Here is a 17,116-nt window from a genome sequence, read left to right on the forward strand (position 1 = left end):
GGGGAGCCCCACATGGAAACGTCCGCCCTTTCGCTCGCCGGCACGCCGGTCGATGCACGTGCCGCCGCGAAGAAACGCCGCCTGATCGCGGCGGCCGCCGTCGGCAATGCGCTCGAGTTCTACGACTTCACGGTCTACAGCTTCTTCGCCATCCTGATCGGCAAGCTGTTCTTTCCCGTGCATTCGTCGTTCGGACAACTGATGCTCGCGGTCGCGAGCTTCGGCGTCGGCTTCGTCACGCGCCCGCTCGGAGGGCTCGTGATCGGCATGTATGCCGACCGCGTCGGCCGCAAGAAGGCGATGATCCTCACGCTGCTGCTGATGGCGCTCGGCACCGCGACGATCGCGGTCGCGCCGACCTTCGCGCAGATCGGCCTTGCCGCCCCGCTGCTGCTCGTCCTCGCACGCCTGCTGCAAGGGTTCGCGTCGGGCGGCGAAGTCGGCGCGTCGACGACGCTGCTGCTCGAACAGGCGCCGCAGCACCGCCGCGGTTTCTACGCATCGTTCCAGTTCTCCAGCCAGGGGCTCGCCGCACTTGCCGGCGCGCTGACGGGCGTCGCGCTGACGTCGACGCTGAATGCCGCGCAACTCGAAAGCTGGGGCTGGCGCGTCCCGTTCGTCATCGGCACGCTGTTCGTGCCGCTCGGCTACTGGCTGCGCCGCACCGTCGAGGAGGTGCCGGCCGCCGCGCCCGCCGCCGTGCACGACGAACCGGTCGCGTCGCTGCCGCTCGCCGACGTGCTGCGCCATCACGGCAAGGCCGTGTTCGCGGGCCTCGGCGTGACGATCGGCGGCACGTCGATCCACTACATCATCGTGTTCTACATGGCGATCTACGGCGTGCAGGTGCTGCACCTGCCGACCTGGCTGTCGATGACGGCCGGCTGCGTCGCCGGCGCGATCCTGATGCTGGTGACGCCGCTCGGCGGCCACCTGTCCGACGTGTACGGGCGCAACCGGATCGTCTGGTGGACGCGCGTCGTGCTGATGGCCGCGATCTATCCGGCGTTCGTCGCGCTGAACCGCTGGCCGGGCGCCACGTCGCTGCTGTCGATCATCGCCGCGCTGTCGATCGTGCACGCGATCAACATCGGCGCGACCGGCGCGATGCTGGGCGAACTGTTCCCGCGTGCGGTGCGCGCCACCGGCGGCGCGCTCGTGTACAGCGTCGGCGTCGCGATCTTCGGCGGCTTCGCGCAATTCTTCGTCACGTGGCTGATCGCGGCGACCGGCAACGCGAACGCGCCCGCGTGGTATGCGATCGGCTGCGGCGCGATGACGCTGCTCGCCCTGCGCTGCATGGACGAAAAGGCCGGGAAGGCACTCGACTGAGCCGCGGCCGACGCGCGCCGCGCGATTGACGCGGCCGGCCCGGATCGGGCATGATCGCTGCATGCGCCATACCACGACCTCCTCCTCGACCACGACGCGCACGACCGCCTTCGGCGGGCTCGTGCGGCGAGTGCGCGCAAGGTCGTAGCGCAATCCCTCACAGGCCCCGCCGGTTCCGGACGGGGTCTTGTCGTTTCTCCGTCCGTACCGGCCACTCAGGAGAAACACCATGTCCGCAGCCCCTTCCCCGAAACGCGCCCTGCTCGTCATCGACATGCAGGTCGGCCTGTTTCACGGCCCCGAGCGTCCGTACGACGGCGAGCGCGTGCTCGCGAACATCAACCGGTTGATCGGTCGTGCACATGAGGCCGGCGCCCCGGTGTTCGCCGTGCGTCACACCGGGCCCGCCGGTTCGCCGATTGCGCCCGGCACGCCGCTGACCGCACTGCTGCCGGCCCTCGCGATCGATCCGGCGCGCGACGTCGTGTTCGACAAGTCGCGATCGAGCTGTTTCGCGGGCACGCAGCTCGCCGAATGGCTGCATGCGGCCGGCATCGGCGAGATCGTCGTCGCGGGCATGAAAACCCAGTACTGCGTCGACACGGCCTGCCGCGCGGCGGCCGATCACGGCTTTCGCGCGGTGCTCGTGACCGACGCGCACACCTGCATGGATACGCCGGCCCTGCCGGCCGAACAGATCGTTGCGCACCACAACGCGACGCTCGGCGGCCCGTTTGCGACGCTGACGACGACCGACAGCTGCGAGTTCAACGGCTGACGGCTGGCCCGACCGCCGATACACAGCCTGGCACGACCGCCCGATGCGGCGACGGGCGCGCGACCATCGCGCGCTGCGCCGGAAAGCGACCGACGCGATCGGCGATGCGCCGTCTCGCCGCGCACAGGGTCGTGCATGCGCTCGACGAACGCTTCGGAGCGCACGCCGGACGGCGCGGCCGCAGGCCCGTCGAAGCACCCCGTCCGCCCGCCTACGTGAAACGTGACACGTCATGCGTCACGCTTCGCCTGCCCGACTGCTCGGCGGTTCAATCCTGGCCGGCGAGATACGGCGAAGTGAACACTCTCGGCGGAAACGGCTGCAGCCCGACCTGCGGCGTGAAGCTGTAGCGCAGGTAGACCGCGGCGACCCACTCGCGATATTGATACGCATTGCCGAACGACGCCGCCGCCCCTACCGCGAGCTGCGAGGCGAGCTGGTACTCGCCGCGCCCGGCGATCGAATATGCGATACCGGTCTTGCTCTGCCCCGGATAGACCGCGCCCGGATCGAGCGTCACCGGCAGCGCGTTGGTGATAGCCGCCGCATTGGCCGCGGCCGACGATTGCATCAACGGGTCGAGCGGGAAATACGGCACGGCGTTCTCGCGGTAGTGCTGCACGCCGATCGAGCCGTTGACCTGATACGTGAATGCGCCCGTGCGCCCCGAGTAGTCGATCGGAAGGTTCAGGATCACATACTGCTGCGGGCTGAAGTAGCCGCCCTGGCCGTACGTGAAATACGACTGGTTGCTGCTGAACCGCATCCATGTCGCATTGATGCCGGCGGTAAACGTCTGGTTGGCATCCTGATAGAAGCGCGTATACGCGCCGCCGCCGCCCTTGCCCGAGTAGTTGCGCTCGACGTGATGCCCGTCGTAGTAGTTGAATTCGCCGTTGACATACAGCCCGCTCGTGCCGTCGTCCCAGCTCAGCGACGCCCGCGCGCCGCTCTTCGTCACGCCGCCCCACTTGAGGCCCGAGCCGGCGTCGCGCGCGCCGGCGTACGACAGCACGCTGTCGGTCACCGCGCGGCGCGTCACCGCGAGCGAGTAGGTCACCTTGTCCGTGATGCCGCCGTCGTACTGCACGCCGCCCACGATGTTCTGGTACGGGAAGCCGATCGGCGACGTGCCGACGTCCGCCTTCAGCTGCTTGCCCTCGTAGCCGATCGACAAGCCGACGCCGCTCGCTGACTGATCGCCGAACGTTCCCGTCCGGGCTTTCGCCAGGCCGGAGCCGAAGCGCGCATAGGTCGGGATGTCGAGGGTCGCGGTGCCCGCATCGAGCGTGACCGGCGTCGCGGTGACGACGATGTGGCCGTTACCGGCCCTGATGCGTCCCTCGATCGGCGCCTCGATGTCGGTGAGGCTCGACAGGCCGGCCTCGCCGCTGCGATTCCGGAACACGAGCCCGCCCGATACCGTGCTCGCCTGTTCGCGATTCACCTGCGCGAGTTCGGCCGCCACGCCGAGCGTCTGCGCATTCGCGTCGCCCGAGACCGTGCCGCCGCGCGCGGCGGGTGCGGGCGCATAGCTCTGCGCGTACCCGGCCGGCGGTTGCGGAATGTAGGTCGGTGCGCCGCCTGCCTGGCCCGGATACGGCTGCGGCGTGTACGGCTGGCCATATGCCTGTTGCGGGTAGCTTTGCTGCGGGTAGCCTTGCTGCGGATAGCCCTGTTGCGAATAGCCCTGTTGCGAATAGCCCTGCTGCGGGTAGCCCTGTTGCGGATAGCCTTGCTGCGGATAGCCCTGCTGCGGATAGCCTTGCTGCGGATACGTCTGCCCATAGCCCTGCGCATACGCAGGCTGACGAGACTGCGCCGCCCTGGTCGCCTTCCGCGTGCGGGTGCGCTCCGGCGCGGCCGTATCCGTTCCGGTCTGCGCGGCACGCGCGGCGGGCGACATCGGCCACGGCGTCGCCGCATAGTCTTGCGGCGCCGGATAGCCGCCCTGCGCCGGATAGGCCGCAGGCGCGGCGGCCTGCTGCGGATAAGGCGGAACCGACGAATACGGCGTATAGGGCTGCGCGGCCGGCGGCCCGCCGCTTTCGCCGCCGCCGTCGCTCGCCTGCCCGTAGCCGCTCGTGTCGACGCCGGCCGACGGCGACACGCCGGACCGCCGCTCGGGCGCGTTCCCGGACGGATAAGCGGAAGGCGCGGCGGGCTGCCCGCCGGATGGCGCGACAGCGGGCGTCACGTAAGGCGCGGGTGGCGCGGGCGGCATCGAATACGGCACGGTCTGGGCGGGAAGCGAAAGAGTGGACCACGAAGGGGCGGCAGGCAGCAGCGCCGACGGGCGCGCGCCGTCGGCGGGCGTGGCGGCGCCGCCGCCGACGTCGACCGCCGTCTTGCCTTCGAACGGATTGGTGCCCGGCAGCGGGTTCGCGCCGATTCGCTGCATCGCCGCCTCCCAGCCGCGCGGCACATTGGCCCTCGGCGCGACGGGCGCAGGCGGCGGCGTGGTGCTCGCGAGCAGCGAGCGTTTCAGATACAGCGCGGCGGCCGACAGCTTGCCTTCGGCGCGATAGAACCGGCCGGCGGCGGCCAGGACGTCCGGATCGTCCGGCGCGGCCTCCAGCGCGGCCGTCACGTAGCGCTCGCCGTCGCGCCAGGCTTTCGCGCCGCTCGCCGCATAGGTTGCGGCGGTCAGCAGGCCGAGATCGTCGGGCCGGCGCGCCAGCGCCGTCTGATAGCACTTGAGCGCGTTCGCCGCATCGCCCGCCGACGTGTAGAGACGCGCCAGCGCCGCCTGCAGATCGGGGTTGTCGGGCATCGCGGCCAGCCACGGCGCGATCACCGCGTAGCCGCCGGCAAGGTCGCCCCGGGTCCGCACGGCATCGGCCTGGCGCACCACGATCGCCAGGTTGAGGTTCTCGAAATCGACCCGCTGCTCCGGCGTGAACGACATCGCCGACAGGCGCCGCATCACGTCGCCCAGCAGCGCGTCCTGATGGCCCGCGAGCAGGATACCCGCGTACCGCAGCTGGAGGCCGGTATCGCCGGGCGCGGCCGACAGGGCCTGCCGAACCAGCCAGAGTCCGCGCTGCGGATCGCCCGCGGCAACATAACCGCCCGCCAGGACCGCGGCGAGCGACGGCGTTCCCGCCGCGACGCCTTCGGCGTTGGCGAGCATCGCGAGCGCCTGCTGGCGCTGGCCGCGGCGCGCCAGCCGGGTCGCGAGATCGACCTGCTGCCCGACCCAGAGCCGGTGCTGCAAGGCCGTCATCGCCGCCGTGCGTTGCGCGACGGGGATGCGGTCGAGGTTCTGGAGGCCCGCCGACCATTCGCGCGTCTGCTCGGCGAGCAGCGCGCTCGCGTACAGCCCGTCCGCCATGTCGGGATGGCTCGCGAGCAGGCCGTCCATGATGCTCCGCGCGGACGCGATCGCGCCCTGCCGCACGTAGACCCGCGCAAGATCGAGCCGCAGCCACGGATCGTCGGGACTGCCGGCGAGCGCATCCTCGAAGAGGCTGCGCGCCGTGCCCAGATCGCCGCGCGCCTCGGCCGCGCGCGCCTGCGCCGCTTCGGCCGTCCGGCGCAGCCGGTCCGCGCCGCCCGCCTTCTGCTGCTGCCCGACCGTCAGCTGGTTCGCGAACTGCAGCGCCTCGTCGCCGCGCCCCTGCGCGGCGAGCGCGCCGACCAGCCCGCGAATCGCGTCGGGGCTGTCGGCCTGACGGCGCAACGCCATGCGGTAAGCCTGCTCCGCGCCGGCCGGATCGCGATTCGCCAGCAGGCCGTCGCCCAGCAGCACCTGTGCCGTGATGTCGGACGGATTCAGCGCGATCGCGCGCTCGTACAGCGACTTCGCCTTCGCGAAATCGCCGTTGCTCTGCGCGCCGAGCGCGTCGCTCGTATACGTCCAGTACGTCGCGCTCGTCAGTGCGCTCCGCCAGCGCGCCGGGTTGCCTGCGCGCGACGCGCGTTCGAGATAGCTGCGCGCCTGCGGAAAATGTTCCTGCTTCAGCTCGACGATACCCATGCCGCCCAGCGCGTCGCCGTTGTTCGGCGCCGCCGCGAGCACGCTGCTGAAACGGTCGCGCGCCGTCGCGAGATCGTCGCGATCGAGCGCCGCGAAACCGTCGGCGACCGTCCTGCCGCGCGCATCGTTCTGCGCCGTTTCCTGCGCGTGCTCGCGGTCGGTCTGCCCTTGCCGCACCATGCCGTCGAAACGCGCGCGAACGGCGGGATCGTCGGGAACGGCTTTCAGGTAGGCCTCGTAGCGCGCCTGATCGGACGGCCGCGCGGCCAGCCAGAGCAGCGCCTGCCGCCAGCTCTGCCGCGCCTTCGCGCCGACCGCCGGATCGTTCGCCAGTTGTTCGAGACGCGCGATGCCGTCGCGACGCATGGCGTCGCGATACGTCAGGTGTTGCGCATAGGCGAGCGCATAGCGCGGATCGTCGCGGTTGTCGCGCGCGAGCTGCTCGAGCCCGCGCCGCGCCTCGTCCCAGCCGCTCGGCGTCGCCGCGAGCGCCTGGTAATACTCGAGACGCAGTTCCGGAGAGGACGGCGCGCCCTGCAACGCCCGCTGGTATTCCTGCACCGCCGACGCGCTGCGGCCCATCTGCGCAAGGCGCCGCGCATCGTTGAGTTCCTGGTCGTGCGGGCCGGTCTCGCCAAGACGGCGGCCCAGCTCCCCGAGACGCGCATCGTTCGGCGCCACCTGGCGCAGCCGCTCCAGATAACGCCGTGCGCCGCCGTCCTTGCGGTCGGCGAGCACCATGCCCATCCCGAACAGCGCATCCGGCTGATTCGGGTCGAGGCTCAGCACCTTCTTCCACGCCTGCTCGGCAAGATCGCCGCGCCCGCGCGCCTGCCAGTACTTGCCCTGGTCGATCAGCACCTTGAGCGGATCGCCGGCCGCATGCGCGGCGGGCGGCAGTGCAAGCGCCGCGAGCCCCGCGAGCGCGAGGCCGGCGGCCAGCGCTCGCACGCCCGTGCGGGCACGCCCGCGCCCGGCCGAACGGCCCGTCACGGCCGCGCGCGACCGTCTGTGCGACATCATTCGCATGTCGCCCTCCACGCCGGGATCAGCGCGCCGTTCGCATCGAAGCGATAGCGCCCGTCGATCGCGCCCGCGCCGAACAGCCCCATCACGCGGTCGTAGTACACGGGTTCATGGCCCTGCGGCGCGCCGTCCAGCGCGGCGAGCACGGCGCGTGCGCCGGCGAGACTGCGCTGGTCGCCGCGCGCCTTGAAATACGGCGCGAGCGCTCCCCAATACGACAGCGGCCCTTCCCCGGTGCCGATTCCGTTCGTCACGGCCACCTTCTCGGGCGGCACGCCCGTTTGCGCGACGCGCTCGCCCATGCCGTGCACGGCGGCGAGCCACGGTTTCGCGAGCGGATCGGCGGGCGACGCGAGGCCCGCCCACAGATACACGCGAATCGCGTCGTAACTGCCGAGATCGCGATGCTGCGGATCGACGACGAACTGCCCGGCGCGCCACGCGGCCCAGTCGGGTGCGTAGCCCTGCGGCGCGGTGGCCTTCACCATGCGCAGCGCATTGCGTGCGAGTTCGGCCCACGGCCCGTTCGGCAACGCGCGGGCAAGGCCGCGCAACACCGGCAACGGCAGATAGCTCGGGTTGAGTCGCGTCGTGCCGTCCGTCACGAAGCCGGTCGGCCCGGGCAGCAGCATCGCGCCGAAGCCGGGCAGCGTCGTCACTTCGTGCTGCGCGACCTGCTCGGCCAGCGCCGTGCCGAGCGCCGTGTATTCGGCTGCGCGCCACAACCGGCCCGCCTCGATCAGGTCGTAGGCGATCCACAGGTCGGCGTCGGCGGCCGCGTTCGGATCGAGCACGCCGTACGTTCCGTCGGCCTTGCGGCCCCATTGCCACGCGGGCAGGCGTACCGAGCCCCCGGAAAAGCGGTTGTCCGCCAGGTTCGTGCGCGTCCATGCAAGCAGGCGGTCGAAGGTCGCGCGATCGTTCGCCACCAGCGCGAAGAACATCGCGTACGACTGTCCTTCCGACGTGGTCTGCTGCGTCGCGGTCGAATGGTCGATCACGCGGCCGTCGGCCTGCACGAAACGATCGACGAACGCGCGGTAGGCGCTCCACTCCCCGCACGCTTGCGCGGCCGGCTCGACGGCAAGCGCCGGCGCCGACGCGGCCGCGATGCCGCCGGCGAGCACGGCGGCGCACCGCACGATCCGGGCGCCGCGCGAAACGCGGCCATCCCGCGCAATCCCGAGTCGAACCCTCATGTCATTCCTTGAGACGGCGCGCGGCAACCGAGCGCAGCAAACGATAGAACAGCGCCGCGATCACGAGCGCGGCGAACAGCCCGCCGAACAGCAGCAACAGCGGATGCGCCGACAGCACCCAGCGCACGTATGCGATCGGCGGCAGCGACCCGACGTGGTAAATATCCCCGTTCGAGGTCACGGTGACCGAACGCCCGTGAATGACCGCCATCCCGCCCTGGATCGCCGGCAGGATGTCGGCGTCGAGCAGCGCGGACGTCAGGTCCTCGTCCGACCGGCCCGCCATGCTGACCAGCGCGACCGCGCTGCGCGCCGCGTGCAGCGGCGACTCGAACCCGGCAATCAGCGCGTTCTCCTGGTCGCTGACGAGCGACAGGTCCGCGCGCGTCGGGGTGGGCTCGGTTTCCTGCGCGCCGCGCCACGCGTCCTTGACGCGGAACACCAGGTCGGTCAGCGCGAACGTGCTGCGCTCGCCGTCGCCGGAAAACGGCATCGCCTTCGCAAAGCGCTTGAGGAGCGGCTGCTTGCCCGGCGCGCCGAGGATGAGCAGGTCCTTGTCCGCGAGCGCGTCGACGCCGGCCGCATCCGTCACGCTCACGCCCGTGACCGGGTAGCCGGTCGACGCGCCCATCCGGCCCATTTCGAGCAGGAACAGGCCGTACACGCCGGCGCCCGGATCGTCGGGCAGCACGACCGCCGTGCCGGACAGGTCGGCCATCCGCGTGAACGGGAACCCGCTGTTCGCGAACGCGGCGAGGTCGGGCATCGCCTTGTAGTGCGGGAACGAGGACACGTCGATCGTCGAGTCCGGATCGATCGCGCCCTGCACGTTCTGCAGCAGCCGGCCCGCGCATTCGCCGGTGTTCGGGATGTCGTAGTAGAAATGCAGGCGCAGTTGCGCGCGCGGCGTCAGCAGCGGCGGCGGCACGTCGACGCGGTAGCGTTCGGCGCCGGTGCCGTCCGCGGCGATCCGCTGCAGGTAGTGACCGAGGCTGAAACGGGACGCGTCGCGCGCGGGAATCGGCAGCGACTTCACGAACGTGTCGCCCACGCTGACGTTCAGCGACGAGCGATCGGGAAACGGCCGCACCGTGTAGCGGTAGCGCAGATCGAGCGGCGCGCCGCGGGTGTTCCACATGAACAGGTCCGGCGGCACCCGCAGGTTGACCCGCACCGCGTCGCCGTCGTATCCGGTCACGCTCAGCGCGCGCTCGTCGAGCAGCTCGCCGAGGCGCACGGGACGCGTCGACGACAGCCAGTTCGGCGCGTCGTACGGCACGCGCGGCGCGACGCCCGACAATTGCCCGACGGCGGCGCTGGACCCGCTCAGCGCGTTCTTGCCGAGCACGAGCGCGGTCGCGGCCGTCCTGAGTTCGGCGGCGTTGCGGCCCAGCACGAGCAGCACTTGCCCGCGCGCGGGCGCGTCACGCGGGACCACGGCGACGGTCGGGCCGTCGATGCGCGGCAGCGCGATGCCGTCGACGCGATCGTCCGGCGTCGCGAACACGACCGCGTTGCCCGACGGCGGAACCTGGCCGACGCTCGCGGGGAACAGCGCGCCGCGATACCCGGCGAGCGCGCCGAACCACGACGAGACGATCCCCGCCGCCTCGACCGTCTCGCGGCCCGGCTGCGCGGCGAACACGAACGGCAGCTCGAGCCGGCGCACGTCGCGGCGATCGAAGAACGGTGCGGGCAACGCGCCCAGATCCGCCTTCGCCGGCAACGACGCGTAGGTCAGGTCGAGCGTGCTCGCATTGCTGACGGTCGCCCACAGCGACGAGTTGGACGGGTCCTCGCAGCGGCGCGTGTAGTGCCCGATCAGCTGCAGGTTCAGGTGGTTGTATTCGGTGATGAAACGCGGATCGATCGGGATGTCGCGCGACACGGTCGTGCCGGCCTGCGCCTGCGGCAACGGCAGCGTCGCCGCCACCTCGCCGTTGACGAGCACCTTCAGCTGCGACAGCTCGGGCAGCAGCGCGGGCGAATAGCTGTAGACGAGATGCAGCACCGCGCCCGTCACGATCTCGTCGTTGCGCACCGCGAACGACACGCCGTTCTGGCCTTCCGTTCCGCGCAGCTGCAGCGGATCGAGCGCACCGAAATCGGCGAACGTCAGGCCCTGGCGACGCCCGCCCGGCAGCAGCGTGCCGGGATTCGCGGTCGTCGGCCGCCGCACGCCGAGCAGGCGCTGCTGATCGGCGGACAGCACCGGCGCGCTTTCCGCCAGCGCGGGCTGACGCCCGGCCTCCGGAAAGAACGGCCCCGCCGGCGACGGCGGCGGCACGTCGCCCACCGCCTGCGCCGCCTCGACGGCCTGCGCGAGCGGCACCGCGCCCGCCTGCCAGATCATCCAGCATGCGAGCGGCACGACCATGCGCCGCACCCGCGCCCGCCACCGCATCCATCCGCCGGCGGACTCGCGCACCGGCACCGGCAGGCGCGCGCCCGCCCCTTGAATGCCGCGCACGCGCGGCATTCTCCCCGTCCTGTTAGCCATACGTCTAGTTATCTGTCGTTGCGGTGATGCGCTTGTTGTTCCTGCGGGATGCGCATAGTGCCCGCACGTCGCTGTACAGGAGCGAGAACAGTCCGCCGATGCCCCGCCCGCCGACCCGCAGCACGTGCGCCAGGCCGCGCAGCGGCGAATCGGCGCGACGGCCGTCCGCCCAGTCGGTCCACGCGTCCGCGCGGGCGAAGGTGGTCTTCACGAGGTCGAATTCCTGCGCCTTGCTGAGCCCCGAGAATCGCAGGCCGATACGCCCGGGCTCCGAGTATTCGACCGTCGCGGGGAACGCGTATTCGTCGGCGCCGCGGAACAGCGATACCTTCACGTTCGCCTTCAGCGGCACGACGAACCCGTCGGGCAGCTTCACGCCCACGCCGCCCTCGGAGTAGTCGATCGTCTCGCACGACAGCGTCCGGCCCGTATCGAAGCGCAGCATCACGGGAATCGTCATCGCGACGCGGTGCGCCGCGCGCACCTGCCGGCGTTCGTTGGCCGCCGCGACCGTCGCGCCGAGGATCAGCACGTTGTAGCCGGTCCATGCGAGGTTGAGGAGCGTCGTCTGCACCTCGCTGTGAACGTGCCAGTTCAGGCCGATATGCACCGCCCCCGCGACGAGGCCGAGCATGTTCAGCAGCAGCAGGACCAGGTACGGGCGCGAAATCGCCCAGTCGAAGTAATCGGAATCGATCCGGCCGCCCTTCGCCGTCACGTTGAACTTGCCGAGCTTCGGGTTGATCAGCGCGAGCAGCGTCGGCGCGGTGATGTACGACGCCAGCACCGATTCGTAGACTTCCGCCCAGAACGAATGACGGAACGCGCGCTGCATCCGCGAGTTCGTCACGCTCGCGTGCATCACGTGCGGCAGCGCATACAGCGCGATCGTCGTCGCCGACGCCTGGATCACGTGCGCGCCGAAGAACAGGAACGACAGCGGCGCCGTGAGGAAGATGAGACGCGGCACGCCGTAGAAGAAGTGCATCATCGCGTTCAGGTAGCAGAGCCGCTGCCCGATCGACAGCCCCTTGCCCAGCAGCGGATTGTCGATGCGGAAGATCTGCGTCATGCCGCGCGCCCAGCGGATCCGCTGGCCGATGTGGCCCGACAGGCTCTCCGTCGCGAGGCCGGCCGCCTGCGGGATCGACAGATAGGCCGTGGTATAGCCGAGGCGGTGCAGCTTGAGTGCCGTGTGCGCGTCCTCGGTCACCGTCTCGACGGCGATGCCGCCGATCTCCTCGACCATCGAGCGGCGCAGCAGCGCGCAGGAACCGCAGAAGAACGTCGCGTTCCACAGGTCGTTGCCGTCCTGCACGAGGCCGTAGAACAGCTCGCCTTCGTTCGGCACCTTGCGGAACGTGCCGAGGTTGCGCTCGAACGGATCGGCGGAGAAAAAATGGTGCGGCGTCTGCAGCATCGACAGGTCGCGGTCGCGCAGGAACCAGCCGAGGCCGATCTGCAGGAACGAGCGGGTCGGAATGTGATCGCAGTCGAAGATCGCGAGATATTCGCCCTGCGTGATCTTGAGCGCCTCGTTGATGTTGCCGGCCTTCGCGTGACGGTTGTGCGCGCGAATCGTCCAGTGCACGCCCACTTCCTCGCAGAACGCCTTGAATTCCGGGCGACGGCCGTCGTCGAGCACGTGGATCGCCAGCTTGTCCGCCGGATAGTCGAGCGCGAGCGCCGCATAGATCGTCGGCTTCACGACCGACAGCGGCTCGTTGTAGGTCGGGATGAACACGTCGACGGTCGGCCAGTCGTCGCGCGACGCGGGCATCGGCACCGGTTTGCGCCCGAGCGGCCAGGACGTCTGGAAATAGCCGAGCATCAGCACGATGGCGGAATACAGCTCGGCCGAGACGAGCAGCATGCCCCACACGGCGTCGAGCGGATGCGCCCAGACCGTCGTCTCGGTCAGCCGCCAGTACATGTAGCGGCCCGACGTCACGACCGACAGCATGATCATCACGAGTGTCGCGTAGTGCCCCTCGATGCGGCGGAACAGCAGCGCGCACACGAAGCAGCAGGTCGCAAACGCCAGTTGCTCGGGATTGTCGAACGGCACCGTGAAGACGAAGAACAGCGACGCGACGGCAAACGCCGTCAGCAGCACCGCGAACGGGCGGCTCTGCCAGAGGCGTGCGTCGACGAAACGGTCGAGCCACGAACGGCGCGGGGGAACGGACGACGGCCCGGCCGGCGCAGTGCTCATGCGGCGCTCCGGGAGGGCGCCGTGGCCCCGATCTCGCGCAGCAACCAGGCGCCGCACGCATCGAGGTCGGCGGCCGCTTGCGAACGCGCATCGTAATGGAGCAGCGTCGTCTGGCACGCGAGCGACTCGGGCAGGCCCTCGTCCGCATGAATCACGCCGCGGAACAGTTGCGCGCCCAGGCGGTCGCGCAGCACGCGCAACACGTCGCGGCCCAGCTCGCGCGACTGGTCGACCTGGTTGACGACGTAGCCTTCGCCGATGAAATCGGCGCGCGGCGCTGCATACGCATCGATCATGCGCCGCATTTGCGGAATCGCGGCGTAGGACGCGGCATCCGGCAGCACGACGTTCACCGCGAAATGGGATGCGGTGAGCGCCGCGCGCGTGAAGGCCGACGAGCCCGGCGGCGTGTCGACGATGACGATGTCGTCCGCGCCGAGCGACAACGTCGCCACGCCGTGCGCGAACCACGCGGGATCGCGGTCGAGCAGGCGCTCGAAGCCGCGCTGGTCGTCCTCGTCGACGGTGCCGAACGGCAGCACCGTGATGCCGTCGATGCCGTCGACCATCGCCGACGCCCACGGCGCGCCGCTCACGGCGGCCCGCGCAAGACCGTCGCCGGAATCGGGCGGCACGCCGAAATGCAGGCGCAACGCGTTCTGCGGATCGAGATCGACGGCGACGACATGGCGCTCGCCGCCGGCCGCGAGCACCGACGCCAGATTGGCCGCGAGCGTGGTCTTGCCGACGCCGCCCTTCGCTGAAACGACCGTGATGACCTTCATGACCGACGTACTCCCCCGATGAACCACATGCCGCCGTCCGCCGCCGGCTGTCCGGCACGGTCGCGCCCCGGCGCGGCATCCGGCGCACCCTGCGCGCGGCCGCCACGCAGGCGATCGAACAGGCGCTCGAGCGGCACGGCATCCGCGGCGGCCGGCTCGGCCGCGGGCGCCGGCGCAGCGGCAAACAGCTTCTTCAGGAGCGGCCCGGGCTGCGGGGCCGCAACGGCCGGTGCGGCGGCCGGTGCAACAGCGGGTGCAACGACGGGCGCGACAGCCGGTGCAACAGCGGGCGCGACGGCAGGCGCGCGCGCAGGTGCGCGCTCATCCTCGCGAGCGCGTTCGGCGGCCATCCGTATGCCGGAAACCGGCCGGGACGCCGGCGCGCGCGGCGGCGTATCGCCGGACGGGACGATGCCGGGCTGCCCGACCGGGTCGAGCACGCCGAGCAACGGCCAGCGGGCGCGCGCCTCGACGGCTTCCGCCTCCGCGCGAACCTCCTGATAGTCCCCTGCGTTGCCGCCGAAGCGGGCGAAGAGTGATTCGATATCCCGTGAGCTGGTCATGGCGCGGTTGGCTCGATCGTCCCGCTCGGGGACAGTAGATAAGGCACTACGGAGACAGGCGCGAACGATGCGCGTCAGCGCGCGCCGCGCCCGAGCGTGAATTCGATTGCGTAGTCGTCGTCGACGGGGCCGGCCTGCACGACGTCGAGATCGGTCGCCCCCATCGCAGTCAGCCACCCCTGGTAACTGCCTTGCAGGAAAGCCGGCGCCCACGCCAGCGCACCGCCGCCGAACGCCCGCAGCGGAGCGCCATAGTGCGTGATGCGCAAACAATCGCGCTCGTCGGCGAGTTCGACATACCCCCACTGGATGTCGCGCCACTGCGCATTCAGCGCGGCGGCCAGTTCCGTGGTCGACGCGCACGCGCGCAGCGGATGCGCCGCCGCGAAACGCGCACCGACCCGCGCCATCAACTGACGCAGTTCGTCGTGTCCCAGTTGATCCTCGAATTCAGCCGCCAGCGCCCCGAGCAGGCCACGCCATTGCGGGGAAACACGCTGATCGAGAAGCGGATCGATGACACTCGTCATGTATGAGACGTCCCCGGGGATAAAAGAAGGGGAAACAGGCGCACCGGCAGGTATCCGGCCCATGTTTCGCGACTGACGGAGGCACTTCCGTCAAACGCGGTGCGGAGTATATAGAGATAGCCAAGCGTTTTCTAGCGCAAGTCGTCTGACTCAGATCAATTTTTTTCCTTAAAAAACAACGGCAAACGTTGTCGAGGTTCAAGCGGTGCGCGCAAACGTTGGCGGGGCGCATCAGTGCGGCGACAAGCGCGATGCGGATCGTCCGCCGCAACGGACGGCAGCGGGCCGGGCCGGCGAAAACGTCAGAGGATTGCGTGCTCGAGCAGCGCGCCGCGCCCCTCCTCGCCTGGACCTGCAAAGCCGGGCGCCAACGCGCCGGCCAGGAAAAAAGGCACGGACGTCGAACGTTCGTGCCTTTTTCGTGTACGCCCCGGCGGGTGCGACCCGCCGTGTTCAGAACGTGTGCATCATCCCGACATACGCGCCCGTCTGCGACTCGCCCGTCATCGGGCTCGTACCCGACGTCGCGTCGCGCGGCGTCGCGAGCAGCGAGAAGTTCGAGTTGCCGCCGTTGCGCACGTACGCAACCGTGCCGTACACGAACGTACGCTTCGACAGATTGTACGTAGTGCCAAGCACATACATCATCGCGTGGCCCGACGGATCGTGCGATGCATCGCCGCCGCCGTCGCCGACCTTCACGTAATAGCCGCCGCCCGTCACCGCCCATTGCGGGGTGGCCGAATAGGTCGCGCCGAGCCAGTAGTGATCGGCCCGGTCGGCGACGCCCACCGGACTGTCCGGCGCCTGGTAGTGCGTATACGCGCCCTGGATCTTGAACTTCGACACCTTCACGTTCGCACCGACGAAATACTCGCGCGACGCGGTGAAGATGTTGCTGAACTTGCCGTTGCTGTCGCGCAGTTCGTCGTAGATGCCGCGCACGTCGAGCAGCGGCGAGTGGTACGAGAGCATGATCCCGTCCGAGCGGCCGAAATCGCCGGACGCGCCGTAGTTGAACCCGCTCGACTGGTTGCCGAACGCGTATTGCGCCTGCACGTCGAAGCCGCCGATCACCGGGCTGTGATATTCGACGTTGTTGCTGGTCTGCTGCCAGTTGCGGCCGCGCACGAGCGATGCCGACGAAAACGCCTGCTGCACGAACGGATCGAATTCCCACACGCCGTCGCTGTCGATGAACAGGTTGCGGCCGGCCTGCAGCTGGCCCCACGTGTCGCTCTTCAGCCCGACGTACGCGCGCCGCGACCACATGCGCCCGCCGCCCGTCTGGCCGTTCATCACTTGGAACGCGGTTTCCAGGTTGAAGACCGTCGCCATCCCGCCGCCGAGATCCTCGAAGCCCTTCAGCCCGAACATGCTGGTGCCCCAGTCGCCGCTTTCGGCGCTCCAGCGCGTCGCGCTGCCGCCGTTCGGCTGCGCGATGTGGTTCAGGTATTCGATGCCGCCGTCGATGCGGCCGTACAGCGTCACGCTCGTCTGCGCGACAGCGGCCGCCGGTGTGGCAGCCGCGATCAGCCATGCGAAATGTTTGAGTCGCAAAATGATGCCCCTCGGAGTCTCGACCTTCCGGCGCACGCCCCATGCGCGCGCCCAGGGTCCGTTTATCCGCGATCGACCGAAAAACGGCCGGGGCCCGCCGCGCAAAGCGCGAGCAGGCCGCCGGAGATCGCGATGTTCTTGTAGAAATGAATCATGTTGTCGATCTGCTCGCCGCCCGTCATCGTCCAGTAGTGATGGCCGATGATGCCGGTGCCGATCGTATAGAGCGCCAGCAGCAGCGCGAGCGGCCGCGTCTGGAAACCGACGAGGATCGCGATCCCGACGAACAGCTCCATCACGACGGAAATCGCGGCGGAGACGATCGGCGCGGGCGCGCCTTCCGAACCCATGAACGCGATGGTGCCGGGGAAGTCGACGATCTTCTTCCAGCCGAACATCATGAACAGGATGACAAGCAGGATCCGGGCGAGCAGCAACAGCACATCGCGCTGGGACGCGAGAAACGGTTGATTCGGTGTCATGGTGTCGATCAACGAAAGCGATGCGCGTCGCGGGAACGCCCCCGGCGCACCGGATTGCCAACGAACCGGGGCGGGCGGCCGCCTGCGCCGCCCGCCCCGCCCCCCAACAACCGGCATCGGGTGAACGCCCGATGTGCTGCGCCCCTCCTCTTGTCAGCGATCGCCCC

The 17,116-nt window shown here is 69.9% G+C and carries 11 protein-coding genes; 2 read left to right on the forward strand and 9 right to left on the reverse strand.

The features are described 5' to 3' along the window. Positions 1–12 precede the first annotated feature (12 nt). On the forward strand, positions 13–1,332 hold the full coding sequence (locus GQ57_RS05505; protein WP_034197315.1) for an MFS transporter: 1,320 nt from the start codon (positions 13–15) through the stop codon (positions 1,330–1,332). Between the two features lie 229 nt (positions 1,333–1,561). Then, the gene (locus tag GQ57_RS05510; RefSeq protein ID WP_031403118.1) at positions 1,562–2,110 is read left to right on the forward strand and encodes a cysteine hydrolase family protein; all 549 of its coding nucleotides are present in this window, start codon (positions 1,562–1,564) and stop codon (positions 2,108–2,110) included. Between the two features lie 268 nt (positions 2,111–2,378). Here GQ57_RS05510 and GQ57_RS05515 read toward each other — a convergent pair whose 3' ends face one another. From GQ57_RS05515 to GQ57_RS05555, 9 genes are all read right to left on the reverse strand, one after another. Continuing rightward, on the reverse strand, positions 2,379–7,112 hold the full coding sequence (locus tag GQ57_RS05515; RefSeq protein WP_235215024.1) for a cellulose synthase subunit BcsC-related outer membrane protein: 4,734 nt from the start codon (positions 7,110–7,112) through the stop codon (positions 2,379–2,381). Continuing rightward, positions 7,109–8,314: a cellulose synthase complex periplasmic endoglucanase BcsZ gene (gene bcsZ, locus GQ57_RS05520; protein WP_034197316.1), complete on the reverse strand. Its 1,206-nt coding sequence runs from the start codon at positions 8,312–8,314 to the stop codon at positions 7,109–7,111. The genes GQ57_RS05515 and bcsZ overlap by 4 nt, the downstream gene beginning before the upstream one ends. Before the next feature lies 1 nt (position 8,315). After that, positions 8,316–10,718 carry a cellulose biosynthesis cyclic di-GMP-binding regulatory protein BcsB gene (bcsB, locus tag GQ57_RS05525; protein WP_235215026.1) on the reverse strand — a complete coding sequence of 801 codons (2,403 nt, stop codon included), beginning with the start codon at positions 10,716–10,718 and terminating at the stop codon, positions 8,316–8,318. A 100-nt stretch (positions 10,719–10,818) separates the two neighbouring features. Next, on the reverse strand, positions 10,819–13,029 hold the full coding sequence (gene bcsA, locus GQ57_RS05530) for a UDP-forming cellulose synthase catalytic subunit (protein ID WP_031403114.1): 2,211 nt from the start codon (positions 13,027–13,029) through the stop codon (positions 10,819–10,821). Continuing rightward, positions 13,026–13,814 (reverse strand): cellulose biosynthesis protein BcsQ, encoded by a 789-nt coding sequence (gene bcsQ / locus GQ57_RS05535; protein ID WP_031403113.1) that lies wholly within the window; start codon positions 13,812–13,814, stop codon positions 13,026–13,028. Before bcsQ ends, bcsA begins: the two co-directional genes overlap by 4 nt. Next, on the reverse strand, positions 13,811–14,377 hold the full coding sequence (gene bcsP / locus GQ57_RS05540) for a cellulose biosynthesis protein BcsP (protein ID WP_052001095.1): 567 nt from the start codon (positions 14,375–14,377) through the stop codon (positions 13,811–13,813). Before bcsP ends, bcsQ begins: the two co-directional genes overlap by 4 nt. 74 nt (positions 14,378–14,451) lie before the next feature. Further along, complete coding sequence (bcsD, locus tag GQ57_RS05545) at positions 14,452–14,907, reverse strand: cellulose biosynthesis protein BcsD (RefSeq protein WP_031403111.1); 456 nt, start codon at positions 14,905–14,907, stop codon at positions 14,452–14,454. Between the two features lie 453 nt (positions 14,908–15,360). Further along, positions 15,361–16,467 carry a porin gene (locus GQ57_RS05550; protein ID WP_031403110.1) on the reverse strand — a complete coding sequence of 369 codons (1,107 nt, stop codon included), beginning with the start codon at positions 16,465–16,467 and terminating at the stop codon, positions 15,361–15,363. Positions 16,468–16,529: 62 nt separating this feature from the next. Next, positions 16,530–16,949, reverse strand: coding sequence for a DoxX family protein (locus GQ57_RS05555; RefSeq protein WP_031403109.1), 420 nt, complete (start codon positions 16,947–16,949; stop codon positions 16,530–16,532). Positions 16,950–17,116 lie beyond the last annotated feature (167 nt).

Source organism: Burkholderia sp. MSh2, from assembly GCF_000731655.1.
Lineage (GTDB): Bacteria > Pseudomonadota > Gammaproteobacteria > Burkholderiales > Burkholderiaceae > Burkholderia > Burkholderia paludis.

Excerpts from the sequence above, each read along its gene's own strand:
- bcsB (WP_235215026.1), bottom strand. The coding sequence starts at position 10,718 with ATGCGGTGGCGGGCGCGGGTGCGGCGCATGGTCGTGCCGCTCGCATGC.
- bcsP (WP_052001095.1), bottom strand. The coding sequence starts at position 14,377 with ATGACCAGCTCACGGGATATCGAATCACTCTTCGCCCGCTTCGGCGGC.
- GQ57_RS05505 (WP_034197315.1), top strand. The coding sequence starts at position 13 with ATGGAAACGTCCGCCCTTTCGCTCGCCGGCACGCCGGTCGATGCACGT.
- GQ57_RS05515 (WP_235215024.1), bottom strand. The coding sequence starts at position 7,112 with ATGATGTCGCACAGACGGTCGCGCGCGGCCGTGACGGGCCGTTCGGCC.
- bcsZ (WP_034197316.1), bottom strand. The coding sequence starts at position 8,314 with ATGAGGGTTCGACTCGGGATTGCGCGGGATGGCCGCGTTTCGCGCGGC.
- bcsQ (WP_031403113.1), bottom strand. The coding sequence starts at position 13,814 with ATGAAGGTCATCACGGTCGTTTCAGCGAAGGGCGGCGTCGGCAAGACC.
- GQ57_RS05510 (WP_031403118.1), top strand. The coding sequence starts at position 1,562 with ATGTCCGCAGCCCCTTCCCCGAAACGCGCCCTGCTCGTCATCGACATG.
- bcsA (WP_031403114.1), bottom strand. The coding sequence starts at position 13,029 with ATGAGCACTGCGCCGGCCGGGCCGTCGTCCGTTCCCCCGCGCCGTTCG.
- GQ57_RS05555 (WP_031403109.1), bottom strand. The coding sequence starts at position 16,949 with ATGACACCGAATCAACCGTTTCTCGCGTCCCAGCGCGATGTGCTGTTG.
- bcsD (WP_031403111.1), bottom strand. The coding sequence starts at position 14,907 with ATGACGAGTGTCATCGATCCGCTTCTCGATCAGCGTGTTTCCCCGCAA.